Source organism: Lysobacter sp. TAB13 (assembly GCF_052113885.1).
Classification (GTDB): domain Bacteria; phylum Pseudomonadota; class Gammaproteobacteria; order Xanthomonadales; family Xanthomonadaceae; genus Lysobacter; species Lysobacter gummosus.
The window spans coordinates 170,406-182,820 of record NZ_JBFRDR010000011.1; the positions used below are offsets into that span (position 1 = coordinate 170,406).

Annotated in this window: 12 protein-coding genes; 3 read left to right on the plus strand and 9 right to left on the minus strand. The window is 68.5% G+C overall.

Going from position 1 to position 12,415, the window contains the following annotated elements:
• Positions 1–147: 147 nt before the first annotated feature.
• The 4 genes from AB4Y92_RS15025 to AB4Y92_RS15040 all read right to left on the minus strand — a co-directional run bounded on the left by AB4Y92_RS15025 (position 148) and on the right by AB4Y92_RS15040 (position 1,930).
• Positions 148–561 (minus strand): hypothetical protein, encoded by a 414-nt coding sequence (locus tag AB4Y92_RS15025; RefSeq protein WP_441820391.1) that lies wholly within the window; start codon positions 559–561, stop codon positions 148–150.
• Between the two features lie 54 nt (positions 562–615).
• A complete protein-coding gene (locus AB4Y92_RS15030) occupies positions 616–993 on the minus strand; it encodes a DUF488 domain-containing protein (RefSeq protein ID WP_441820392.1) in 378 nt (125 codons plus the stop codon).
• Positions 994–1,022: 29 nt separating this feature from the next.
• Positions 1,023–1,427 (minus strand): hypothetical protein, encoded by a 405-nt coding sequence (locus AB4Y92_RS15035; RefSeq protein ID WP_441820393.1) that lies wholly within the window; start codon positions 1,425–1,427, stop codon positions 1,023–1,025.
• Positions 1,428–1,705: 278 nt separating this feature from the next.
• Entirely contained in the window at positions 1,706–1,930 is a 225-nt protein-coding gene (locus AB4Y92_RS15040) for a hypothetical protein (protein ID WP_057942171.1), read from the minus strand.
• Positions 1,931–2,375: 445 nt separating this feature from the next.
• On the opposite strand from AB4Y92_RS15040, the gene parE reads away from it, so the two are divergent.
• The 3 genes from parE to AB4Y92_RS15055 all read left to right on the plus strand — a co-directional run bounded on the left by parE (position 2,376) and on the right by AB4Y92_RS15055 (position 5,236).
• A complete protein-coding gene (gene parE, locus AB4Y92_RS15045; RefSeq protein ID WP_441820394.1) occupies positions 2,376–4,295 on the plus strand; it encodes a DNA topoisomerase IV subunit B in 1,920 nt (639 codons plus the stop codon).
• Between the two features lie 263 nt (positions 4,296–4,558).
• Entirely contained in the window at positions 4,559–4,900 is a 342-nt protein-coding gene (locus AB4Y92_RS15050) for a hypothetical protein (protein WP_236465760.1), read from the plus strand.
• 30 nt (positions 4,901–4,930) lie between these two features.
• Positions 4,931–5,236 (plus strand): hypothetical protein, encoded by a 306-nt coding sequence (locus AB4Y92_RS15055; RefSeq protein ID WP_441820395.1) that lies wholly within the window; start codon positions 4,931–4,933, stop codon positions 5,234–5,236.
• A 33-nt stretch (positions 5,237–5,269) separates the two neighbouring features.
• Here the strand turns inward: AB4Y92_RS15055 and AB4Y92_RS15060 are convergent, their stop codons facing one another.
• The 5 genes from AB4Y92_RS15060 to AB4Y92_RS15080 form a co-directional block, all read right to left on the minus strand.
• A complete protein-coding gene (locus tag AB4Y92_RS15060; RefSeq protein WP_441820396.1) occupies positions 5,270–6,640 on the minus strand; it encodes a winged helix-turn-helix domain-containing protein in 1,371 nt (456 codons plus the stop codon).
• Positions 6,637–7,446, minus strand: a complete 810-nt coding sequence (gene hutG / locus AB4Y92_RS15065; protein WP_441820397.1) for an N-formylglutamate deformylase — start codon at positions 7,444–7,446, stop codon at positions 6,637–6,639. Before hutG ends, AB4Y92_RS15060 begins: the two co-directional genes overlap by 4 nt.
• A gap of 8 nt (positions 7,447–7,454) precedes the next feature.
• On the minus strand, positions 7,455–9,602 hold the full coding sequence (locus AB4Y92_RS15070; protein ID WP_441820398.1) for a prolyl oligopeptidase family serine peptidase: 2,148 nt from the start codon (positions 9,600–9,602) through the stop codon (positions 7,455–7,457).
• A gap of 63 nt (positions 9,603–9,665) precedes the next feature.
• Positions 9,666–11,045, minus strand: a complete 1,380-nt coding sequence (gene gorA, locus AB4Y92_RS15075) for a glutathione-disulfide reductase (protein ID WP_441820399.1) — start codon at positions 11,043–11,045, stop codon at positions 9,666–9,668.
• Positions 11,042–12,337, minus strand: a complete 1,296-nt coding sequence (locus AB4Y92_RS15080; protein ID WP_441820400.1) for an NAD(P)/FAD-dependent oxidoreductase — start codon at positions 12,335–12,337, stop codon at positions 11,042–11,044. Before AB4Y92_RS15080 ends, gorA begins: the two co-directional genes overlap by 4 nt.
• Positions 12,338–12,415: the final 78 nt, after the last annotated feature.

Consider the following 12,415-nt stretch of genomic DNA (forward strand, 5'->3'; position numbering starts at 1 on the left):
TTGGACGTGAAGCCGCGACTGCTTGACAGCCGCCCCGACCCGGATCAGGAGGGCGAAAGGCTTGCCGGACGCGGCTTTGCGCGGACTCGACGGATTTGGCCACGCATCAAACCAGCGCTCCTCGCCGCGATTCGGGGCCGCGCAGGCTTACGGGCCTGGGCCGCGCCGGGCCTGGCCGGCCAGACGGCTCCGGCGGGCATGGCGGATCACCGGAACGAAGCCGATCCACAATCCCAGTCCCAACACCAGGGCCACCGCCAGCGCGGCCAGCACGATCGCCGGGGCCATCATCAGCCAAGGCATGCCGATGCAGTCGCCGCTGCCGAACATCGTGTTCAAAAACACGCGCGTGCCGACATACGCGGCGCAAACCGCAGCGCCCCAGAAAAACACCGCCATCCACGCCAGTTGCCACGCGCTTCGCGCCGAACGCGATCGCCAGGCGGCGAGCGCCGCCACGGCGATGACGAACACTGCGAGCCCAGGATGCGTCGCCACGTAGTGCGCGGCCGATTCGGCATTCGCGGCTATTTCCGCGCTGCTTCCGCAAGTGGAACTCAAGCGACCGTCTCCGTTGCATGCCGTCGAGGCGTTGTTTCGCCGTGGGTCACTCGACTATAGCCCGCGCGCGACCAGCAGCTCGCGCAAAATCGATCGATGGCAATGCGATTCGTCCTCGCAATAACAGCCGACCGAAAAGTCGCTGTGATGCGACAACCTCGCCAGCAGTTCGATCGCGTGGCTGGCGTCGGGCACGGCCATCTCCGCCTTGTACTTGCGCACGAACGCGTTCCACTGCGCCGGCGTCTGCGCGGCCTGGGCCTGTTTCATGGTTTCCAGGCTGGGGGCGAGATTCGGAAACCACACGTCGTACCAGTCCTGCGTAGCGAATTCGCTCTTGGGCACCCCGCGCGGCGGCCGCCGCACGGTGCCGATGCGGGTGCCTTCGCCCTGCGCGCGCGGGGTTCCCAGTCTGACGATGCGAACGGCCATCGTTGCATTCTCCTGATCGGCGCGACTGCTCAGGCGGCCGTCACCGCGGCCGGCCACAGCCGCCTGGCGCCAAAGTAGCCCAGCTCGATGCCCGCGGCCAATGCGGCGCTGGACGCGATGATCATCGGCCAGCGATCGACCAATCCGTCCACGTAAGTCGCATCGCCGCGCGTCATCTCGGACAACAGGTCCATGCCGATGAACACCACCCACGCAAACCACAGCAACAACAAGGCCGGCACCAACAGGTACCGACGTGCCACCAGGCCGGCGACGGCCCCGGTCGCCGCCATGATCGCGCTGAAGGCCAAAAGCGAAAACGGGCCTGGAGCTTCGTCGTTGAAGGGCGCAATGCCCAATGAAACCCACAAGCCGAGCATCTGCAGGCACAGGCCGGCTGCGACCCGCACCAGATTCAACAGCAATCGTTTCATCCGCCACTCCCTGGGCTTCGCCCCGACCGGGCGCTCGCGCGCCGCTTCGAGCGATCCTAGGCCGCCCGCGACAGCGGCATGCGCAAACGCCCGCGGCCACGTGCGAGGTAGCCGATAACGCTACCCGCGGTTCCGCCGCCGGCTACCGGGGCCGGGCGAAACACCCACGCGGGCCGCCCCAGGCCGCACCACTGCGCCGCTCGCCGTGTCCCGCAACGAAAAACGCCCCGGCGAGCCGGGGCGTTTTCCTGGACGGAGCCGCTTGCGCGGTCGCGCGATTACTTGTCGCCTTCTTCCTCGGGCTCGACGCCGCGGTCGCCGGACTTCTTCTTCTCGGCGTCGGCCTTCTTCTTGGCTTCGGCTTTCTTCGCGTCCTCGGCCTTCTTGGCGTCTTCGGCCTTCTTGTCGGCCTGTGGGTCCTGCTGGGCGAACGCGGCGGGCGCGATCAGCACGGTCAGGGCGGCGGCGATGACGGCGGGGAGCAGCAGCTTGCGGATCTTCATGACTTGACCTCCTGAAACGTGTGGGAGCCGGCATCGAGCGGCCATGGCTGGCATCGGTGGCGTCCGGCGTCGCGGGTGGCGCGCCGCGTCGGTACTGCGACGCCGCGAACCCTAGCCCCGGCACCCTCGCTCGGACCTGAACGACCGCCGGAGCGGCGCGAACGCCGCCGGATCGAACCAGAATATGGGGTTGCGCCGGTGCCGGCTCAATCCCGCGCAGATCCGATTCGCGCAGCCGCGGCCGATCCTTGGCCACCGCTCCCCCGAAACCCGCCCGACCGGCCCCGGCCGCGCACCGCCGCGAACCCGTCTCACCCCGCGAGACCTCGACCCGCCAAGCTTCTCGCTCGACCGTTCACCCGGTTTTAACCACGCCCGGCTTGACCACCCTGCCCGCCGTCTTCATCCTCGCCGCTCCGAACACCACGGCCACGCCCAACAGTTAATGAGCAGTCGCTATAACGCCGCCGACATTGAAGTCCTCTCCGGACTGGACCCGGTCAAACGCCGCCCGGGCATGTACACCGACACCAGCCGGCCGAACCACCTGGCCCAGGAAGTCATCGACAACTCGGTGGACGAAGCCCTGGCCGGGCACGCGCGCAGCATCGAGGTGATCCTGCACGCCGACGGCAGCTGCGAGGTCTCCGACGACGGCCGCGGCATGCCGGTGGACATCCATCCGGAGGAAAAAGTCCCCGGCGTGGAGCTGATCCTGACCCGCCTGCACGCCGGCGGTAAGTTCAGCAACAAGAACTACACCTTCTCCGGCGGCTTGCACGGCGTCGGCGTCAGCGTGGTCAACGCGCTGTCCAAGCTGGTCGAAGTGCACATCAAGCGCGACGGCAACGAATACCGCATGACCTTCAACAACGGCGACCGCGCCACCCCGTTGGAAGTGGTCGGCAGCGTCGGCAAGAAGAACACCGGCACCCGCGTGCGCTTCTGGCCCGACCCGAAGTATTTCGACACCAACAAGTTCAACCTGCGCTCGATCAAGCACGTGCTGCGCGCCAAGGCGGTGCTGTGCCCCGGCCTCAACGTCAAGCTGTTCGACGAGGCCAGCGGCGAGCGTTCGGAGTGGTATTACGAGGACGGCCTGCGCGACTACCTGTCCAGCGAACTGCGCGAGGGCCAGCCGCAGCGCGAGCTGCTGCCGCCGGACCTGTTCGTCGGTCAGCTCAAGAAGGAAAACGAAGTCGCCGACTGGGCCGTGGCCTGGGTGCCCGACGGCGAGCTGACGCAGGAAAGCTACGTCAACCTGATTCCCACCGCCCAGCACGGCACCCACGTCAACGGCCTGCGCACCGGTTTCACCGACGCGCTGCGCGAGTTCTGCGACTTCCGCAACCTGCTGCCGCGCGGCGTCAAGCTGGCGCCGGAAGACGTGTGGGACCGGGTCGCCTTCGTGCTCAGCGTCAAGATGACCGATCCGCAGTTCAGCGGTCAGACCAAGGAACGCCTGTCCTCGCGCCAGGCCGCCGGCTTCGTCGAAGGCGCCGCGCACGATGCGTTCTCGCTGTGGCTCAACCAGCACACCGAACTGGGCGAGAAGATCGCCCAACTGGCGATCGAGCGCGCCGCCGCGCGCCTGAAGACCGAAAAGCAGATCACCCGCAAGAAGATCACCCAGGGCCCGGCCCTTCCCGGCAAGCTCGCCGACTGCTCCTCGCAGGACCTGTCGCGCACCGAGCTGTTCCTGGTGGAAGGCGACTCGGCCGGCGGCAGCGCGCGCCAGGCCCGCGACAAGGACTTCCAGGCGATCCTGCCGCTGCGCGGCAAGATCCTCAACACCTGGGAAGTCGCTTCCGGCAGCGTGCTGGGTTCGCAGGAAGTGCACGATCTGGCCGTGGCGATCGGCTGCGATCCGGGCAAGGAAGACATCGCCGGCCTGCGCTACGGCAAGGTGGTGATCCTGGCCGACGCCGACTCCGACGGCCTGCATATCGCGACCTTGCTCAGCGCCTTGTTCCTGCGCCATTTCCCGGCGCTGGTCGCGGCCGGGCACATCTTCGTGGCGATGCCGCCGCTGTTCCGCGTGGACGTGGGCAAGACCGTGTTCTACGCGCTGGACGAAGAGGAAAAGCGCATCCTGCTGGAGAAGATCGAGCGCGAGAAAGGTGATCGCAAGAAGGGCCTGAGCGGCGCGATCAACGTCACCCGCTTCAAGGGCCTGGGCGAGATGAACGCCTCGCAGCTGCGCGAGTCGACCATCCACCCCGACACCCGCCGTCTGGTTCAGCTGACCATCGACGACAACGCGCAAACGCATTCGCTGATGGACATGCTGCTGGCCAAGAAGCGCGCCGGCGACCGCAAGAACTGGCTGGAAACGAAGGGCGATCTGGCTACGCTGGAAGTCTGATAGGCGCGCGGTTCGCCGCGCCCGTCCCGCGAGGCCGAATGCCGCAAGCCCGCTTCGCTTAGAGACGACACAACGCCGCCCGCAAGGCGGCGTTTCTTTTTCGACTCATCCGATCGATGCCCATTCGACGGCATAATCACGCAGTCATGCGGCTTAATGCGGCATCGTGCGGGCATCGCCCCGCGATCAGGAGATCAAGATGAAAGGACGCGGCACTTCCGCCCCACACTGCCCGGATCGACCTCACGGCGAGGACCATGGCCATGGCCGTTGAAACCGACACCATCCGACGCAAATCCGCGGCCGATTCCGCCGGCCGCCTGTTCGGCGCGCTGGCCTGGTTCGCGCTGCTGCTCGGGCCGGCGTTGGCGTGGCTGGTGGTGTTCGGGCTGACCCCGGAAAACCAGTGCGGCAACTGGAGCCTGCACTGCACCGGCAAGGCCATCATGTACAGCGCCGCCAGCTGGCTGTTCGGCAGTCTGCTGGCGATGACCGCGCTGTTCCGCGGCGAGCGTCGCTCGCTGGCGGTGCCGGCGCTGGTCTTGAACATGATTCCGTTGCTGGGACTGCTGGCGGCGTATATGGTGCTGGCCGAGCGCGCCTGAGCGGCGGCGCAGCACAAGGACAGTGATCGCATGCCGATGATCCAGGGCCCCAAACATCGCATCGGCTGGCCGGGCGTGCCCGACGAAGGCCTGTCGGTGCAGGCCGCCACCCTCGGCGAGGCGCTGGCGGCGTATCAGGCCGAATACGCGGTCGAACTCATCGAATCGAACCAGCACGACGGCCGCTATTTCATTCACCGCGACTTGGTCAGCGGCGAAGAGGAATACGTCGACATCCACGTGCTGCGCGCCGACGGCGAGCATTGCGCGCGCCAGGACCGGGATTTTCCCTTGCGCGCGGACGATGTGATCGTGCTCGGCATCCTGGCGTGCTGATCGATCCCGCGGGCCGTCCGCACCCGACTTCGCTCAGCGCAATGCCGCCAACGCCGCCTTGAGAGGCTTGGCGAACGCCGCCGGCCGGCAGCGCGACAGCTTCACCTTCGGCGTTTCGTGCCAACGCGCGCAGTCGTCGATCGCGCCGGCGATCTGCGCCGCCAATGCATCGTCGGCATCGACGCCCTCTTCCAGATACAGCGCCTTGATCTCGAACTCGCCGCGGGCGCGATGCGCCTTCGCGTCCAGGCGCCCGACCAGGCGGCCGCGCACCAGGATCGGCAGGACGAAGTAGCCGTAACGGCGCTTGGGCTCGGGCGTGTAGCACTCCAGGGTGTAGTCGAAACCGAAGAATTCGCTGGCGCGTTCGCGATCCCACACGACCGGATCGAACGGCGACAGCAAGGTCGCGTGGTTCGCGCGCAAGCGGCCGGCGGCGGCCTGCGACAAGGCCTCGGCGTGATCAGGGTGCACGTAGCCCGGCGCGTTCCAGCCTTTCACCGCCACCCGCGTCAATTCGCCGCGCTCGACGAAAGCGTCCAGGTCCGCATCGCGCAAACGCGGCTTGGTGCGGAAGTAGTCGGCGATCCAGCGCGCCTGGGCGATGCCGAGCGCACGCACCGACTTGAGGATGGTCTGGCTGCGCACCGTGTCGGCGTCGATGCGGGTGCTGTCCCAGCCGGGCACGGCGAGACCGGCCACACGTTCGGACAAGTCGTAGACACGATGGAAGTTCTCGCGCCGCGCGACCATCAGCTCGCCGAGGGCGAAGCCGGCTTCGAGCCAGCGTTTTTCGTCCTTCCAGCCCCACCAGCCGCCGCCGCTGGAGGCCTCGCGTTCGAAGTCGGAAGATTTGACCGGGCCCAGCTCGCGGATGTGCGCGAGCAGGCGATCGATCTTGTCCGCGCTGGTCTGGCGATGGTGCTGGGCGTTGCGGATCGCCCAATGGTGCTCGCGTTGTTGCAGGGCGTTGCGGTGCAGCAGGTAATCGTCCATCGGCGCGAAGCAGGCTTCGTGCGCCCACACTTCGAAGATCCCGCGCTGCGCCAGCAGTTCTTCCAGCCAGCGCGCCGGGTACGAGCCCAGGCGCGAGAACAGCACCAGATACGGACTGCGCGCGACGACGTGGATGGTGTCGATCTGCAGCAACTGCATGCGCGCGATCGCCGCCAGCGCATCGGCCTGGGTCGCGCGCTTGCGCGGCCGCGTCAGCAGGCCTTGCGCATGCAGGTGCAGCGCGCGCGCCTGGGTCAGGGTAATCGGCGCCGGATCGGCGGCGGAGGTTGGCTTCGCCGCGCGCTTGGCCGGCGCGGGCTTGGCCGCGACATCGCCGGCGGCGCGATCGGCCGATACGGATTGTGCTGACTCCGACGCCGGCTTGCGTCGCGGCGCCGCGGGACTCATGCGTCCTGCGCTTGCAAGGTGGCGCGCAGCAGCGCCTGCAGCAGCGGTTGCAGGCGCGCGGCCTTGGCTTGCTCGTAGGCGAAGGAATCCTCGTCCATGTAGTTGCGCTGGCTCAGCTCCAACTGCACCGCCTGCACGCCGATTTCCGGATCGCCGTAGTGACGGGTGATGTAGCCGCCCTTGAAGCGGCCGTTGGCGATCCAGTCGTAATCGTTCTGCGCCGACAGGATGCCTTCCAGCCGCGCCTGCAGTTCCGGCAGGCAACTCTTGCCCGCGGCGGTGCCCAGGTTGAGATCCGGCAAGACCCCGTCGAACAGGAACGGCACTTCGCCGCGGATCGAATGGCCTTCCCACAACACCGCGCGGCCGTGTTCGCCGCGGATGCGGTCGAGCTCGGCGACCAGGGTGTCGTGGTAGGGACGCCAGTACAGCTCCACGCGCTGCGCCACTTCGGCTTCGTCCGGCGCCTGGCCTTCCAGATACACCGCCTCGCCGCTGAACTGCACGCCCGGGCACAGGCCGGTGGTGTTCTGGCCCGGATACAGCGAGACGTCGTCGGGCGGGCGATTGAGATCGACCACATAACGCGAATGGCGCGGCACCAGGATCGATGCGCCCAGCTCTCGAGCGAACGCATACAGGCGCGAGACGTGCCAGTCGGTATCCGGCGCGCGCCGCGCCGATTCGACCATGCGCGACTTGAACGCTTCCGGGATCAGCGAGCCGTCGTGCGGCAGGCTGATCAACAGCGGCGCGCTGCCGCGATGCAGTTGGAACACGGGCTCGGTCGGGTGCGGAACGTTCATGGGGGCATTCAGTCGGCGCCGGACTGCAGATGCCGGCGGAAGAAGTCCATGGTACTGCGATGGACCTGAAGCCAGGTCGCGTAGCGCAGGAAAAAGTGGTCTTCGTCCGGGATCACCAGGGTTTCCACCGGCGCCTTGCGCGCGCGCAGGCGCTCGACCAGATCCACGCTCTGGGCGAACTTGACCGCGCGGTCGTCGTCGCCGTGCACGATCAGCACCGGCGAGCGCCAGCCGTCGATGTGCGCGACCGGCGAGGACTTGAATGCGGTCTCCAGTTCGTCCGGCTTGAGCCCCCACAGGCCGCTGTTGTCGCCGCCCTGGGCGCTGACGCGCCAGTCGTGCACGCCGTGGCGGTCGACGCCGGCGGCGAACAGGTCCGAGTTGCGCGACAGCGCCGAGGCGGTCAAAAACCCGCCGTAGGAACCGCCGTAGATGCCGATGCGCTTGGCGTCCACGTCCTCGCGCTTGGCCAGCCAGGCCTGCGCCGCCAGCACGTCCTGGTACTCGCTGGCGCCGCGCGGGCCCTGCTTGTCGGCGCGGCGGAAAGCCTGGCCGTAGCCGATGCCGTCGCGGTAGTTCAACACCAGCACCACGTAACCCTGGCTGGCCAGCCACTGGTTGTTGGCGTAGTCGGAATAGTAGTAGCCGATGTAATGCCAACCGGCGACGACTTGCCGGATCGGCCCGCCGTGCACGTAGATCAGCGCCGGGCGTTTGCCGGTGAAGGATTTCGGCGGCTCGAACACGTTCGCGTGCGAGATCACTCCATCGCTCGCGCGCAAGGTCATGGTCTTGGGCTCGACCAGACGGTCCAGCGGAAACTGCGCCGGCAACCGCGCCGGGAAAATCCGCTTGATCTCGCCGCCGGCGCGCGGCATCACCGCGATCGCGGTCGGCCGGCGCGCATCGGCGTGACGGAACGCCAGCCATTGGCCGCCGGCCACCGCCACAGGTTCAGTCGCGATCTCATTCTTGGCGGTCAGCAGCTTCTGCGCCGCGCCCTTGGCATCGACGCTGAAAATCTGCCGGTGATCGATTTCGGCGCAGTTGCCGCTGAACACGAATTCGCCGTTATCGGCCAGGGTGCTGGTCTCGACCTCGCATTCGCCGCGGCTCAGCGCGACCGGCTCGGCGTTCTTGCCGCCGTCGGCGTCGGGCGACAGCGCGTACCAATGCAGCCAGCCGTTTTGTTCCGAGGCGAAGATCAGGCGGTTGTCGCCGCTCCACGACAACGGCGTGCCGGCGCTGAACTGAGCGTAGCCGCCGGCCTTGTCGCTGGAGCGGAACACGCGTTTCGCCAGCCCGGTGGCGACATCGGCGGTCCAGATTTCGAAGGCGTTGGCGGCGGTGAGATCGAACGCATCGTCGGCGCGGGTCGGCGCGGTGCGCAGGAACGCAACGCGGCGCCCGTCGGGCGAGAACACCGGATTGGCGTCGTTGTAGAAATCCGCGCCCATCCAGCGCACCGTGCGCGCGGCCAGATCGAGCACGCCGACGAAGGCGTGATCGCCGCGATTGCTGCCGAAGGCCAGCAACCTGCCGTCGGGCGAAAACTCCGCCGCGCTGTTGGCGCCGCGGCTCTTGATCAACGCTTCCTTGCACCAGTCCGGCGCTTTGCCGCCGGGCAGCGCGAAACAGCCCACGCCGCGGCCCTGCACGATCAGCGCGTCGCCGTTGGGCGCGAACTGCACCGAGCGGCCCGGAGCGATGCGCTGCGGTTTGCCCGAACCATCGCTGGCGACGACCCACACCGCCTGTTCTTCGCCGTCGGGATCGCTGGTGGGATTGCTGTTGTTGCCGGCCGCATCCGGGCCGCTGCCGCGCACGTAGGCCAGCCAACGGCCGTCGCGGCTGAGTTGCAGGCTGCCGAGCAACTGGCCGTCGTCTTCGTCGAACGCGGTCAATTTGCGCGGCACGAATTCCGGCGCGCGCGCCGACCACAGATTGCGCGCGCCGCGCTCGTTCGACACCCAGGCCAGCACCGGCGCGCCGCGGGAGGCGGTCAGCTGTTCGGGCTGCGGCGCGCTCAGCAGATCGGCGATGTCCATGCCGCCGTCGGCGGCCTGCGCGGCGCCGGCGAGCGCGATGCCCATGGCGATGCCCGCCGCCGCGCCGATCCTGCCGAGCCGTGTCGTCCCGCGCTGTATTGCCTTCATGCCGCCTGCTCCGTGCCGCTTGAATAGTGACCGACCAGGCAGCGCGGCGACCTTGCGGCCGGCTCAGCGCATCAGCACCACTTCCTCGGCGCTGGTCGGATGGATGGCGACCGTGTCGCGCAGGTCGTCCAGGGTGATGCCGCGCTTGAGCGCGACCGCGAAGCCCTGCAGCATCTCGTCGGCGGCTTCGCCGAGCAGATGGATGCCGACCACGCGGCGTTCCTCGCCGACGCAGATCAGCTTGAACAAGCTGCGCTGCGGCGATTCGGCCAGGGCATACAGCATCGGCCGAAACCCGGCGCGATAGATGTGCAGATCGTCACCATGTCGCGCCCGGGCTTCGTCTTCGGTGAGGCCGACCTTGCCGATCGGCGGATGGGCGAAGACCACGGTCGGAATGTTGTGTTGATCCAGGCGGCCTTCGCGCTTGCCGTAGACGCGATCCATCAGCCGGCGCGCGGCGGCGATGGCGACCGGGGTCAGCTGGACATCGGTGGTGACATCGCCGACCGCGTTCACGCCGGCCACGCTGGTCGCATGCAATTCATCGACGACGATATGGCCGCGCGCATCGAGCTTCACGCCCAGCTGCTGCAGGCCCAGCTTGGCGCTGTTAGGCCGCCGTCCGGTCGCGAACAGCACCTTGTCGAACGCTTCGCTGAGCGCGCCGTCGGCGCCGCGCAGGCGCACGCGCACGCCGTCGGCTTCCAGCGCCGCGACCGCGTGATCGAAATGCAGGCGCACGCCGCTCTGGCAGTAGTCGTCCGACAACTGCTTGGTGAGTTCGGCATCGAAGCCTTCGAGCAGGCGCGAGCCGCGCACGAACACCTCGACCCGGCTGCCCAGCGCCTGCAGCACGCCGGCCAGCTCGACCGCGATATAGCCCGCGCCGACGATCGCCACCCGCTCCGGCGCCGCGTTCCAGGCGAAAAAATCGTCCGAGGTGCCGCCCAGTTCCGCGCCCGGCATGTCCGGCTTGACCGCGTGGCCGCCGGTGGCGATCAGGATGCGCGGCGCGCTCAGGCGCGCGCCGTTCTCGCACTCCACCGTGCGCGCGTCGAGCAGGTGCGCGCGCATCGGCGCGAGCACGATGCCGGACGCGTCCAGGCGCTTGCGGTAACTCTCGTGGATGTTGGCGATGTAGCGCTGGCGATGGACGATGAAGGTCGGCCAGTCCAGTTCGCAACGTTGCTGCGGCGGCTGGTCGATGGCGAAGCCCAGCGACTGCGCCATGCGCAGCTTGCCGGCGATGTCGGCGGCCAGCCACATCGCCTTCTTCGGCACGCAGCCGACGTTGACGCAGGTGCCGCCCAGCAGCGCCGGTTCCAGCAGCGCCACGCGTGCGCCGTACTCGGCGGCGCGGAACGCGCCGGCCAGGCCGCCGGAGCCGCCGCCGACCACGATCAGGTCGAAGTGGGTCTTGTTTTGTTCGTCTGCGTTCAAGCGAAACGCTCCGGTCGGTAGGGATGCGGGTCGATCGCGGTCGCGCGACCGGCGATCAGGTCGGCCAGCAGCTGGCCGGTGCCGGCGCTCATGCTCACGCCCATCATGCCGTGGCCGGTCGCCAGCCACAGGCCGTCGCGGCCGGGCACGCGGCCGATCAGCGGCACGTCGTCCACGCTCATCGGCCGCCAGCCCTGCCAGCGCTCGCGCTCGACCGGGCCGACGGGCTGGTGCAGATATTCGGCCGCGCCGCGTTCCAGCGCGGCCAGGCGGCGCGGGTTGAGGCTGTCGTCGAAGCCGGAGAATTCCATCGTGCTGCCCAGGCGGAAGCCGCTGTCCCACATGGTCACGCAGACCTTGCGTTCGCGCAGCACCACCGGCCGCAACGGCGTCAGCGCCGGGCGGTCGTAGGTGATCGAATAACCCTTGCCCGGCTGCATGGTGCGCTTAAGCGAAGGCAGGCCGATCGCGTCGGACAACTTCGGCGACCATGCGCCGAGCGCGATCACCGCCTCGCGCGCGCGCATCAATCCGTGCGTGGTGTCCAGCTCGATGCCGCCGGCGCCGTGCTGCACCCCGCGCAGCGCGCAGCGCTCGACGATCTCGCCGCCGCGCGCGCGCACGGTGCGGGCGAGTTCGGCGACGTAGCGGTCCGGGCGCAGCACCGCGTCGTGATCGAAACGGATCACCCCGGCCAGGCCGGGCTTGAACGCCGGGTCTTGGGCCTCGTAGGCGGCGCCGTCGATCAGTTCGATCTGCACGCCGAACTCGCGCAGCAGGTCCAGCTCATGCTGGCCGGAGGCGAAGGCGGCAGCGTCGCGGAACACGTAGTCCACGCCGGAGCTGTCGAACTCGCAGACCAGGCCGTAGCGCGTCACCCAGTCTTCCAGCCGCTCGCGCGAATCGTTCAGCAGCGCCGACTTGGCCTGCGCGCTGGCGCGCCAGTCGCTGGCGTTGCAGCGCGCGGCGAAGCGCAGCAGCCAGCTCCACAGCTGCGGATCGAGTTTGGGATGCACGTACAGCGGCGCGTCCGGGGTCAGCATCCAGCGCAGCGCCTGCGCGATCACGCCCGGCGCGGCCAGCGGGGTGGCGTGGCTGGGGGTGATGGTGCCGCAGTTGCCGTGCGAGCTGCCGCCGCCGACCGGGCCGGCGTCGATCACTCTTACGCCGCGCCCGCTTTCCAGCAGGGCCAGGGCGCAGGTCAGGCCGATCACGCCGGCGCCGACGACGATGACGTCTTCGCGCCCGCCCACGGCGGCCGCCGAATCCACTTCCACTTGCGCTGCGCCCATTGTGCTCCGTCGCTCGGTTCGAACTGATCAGCGCGCGGCGGCGCGGCGCTGGCGTGGGCCGCTTCGCGCGGCGCCGAC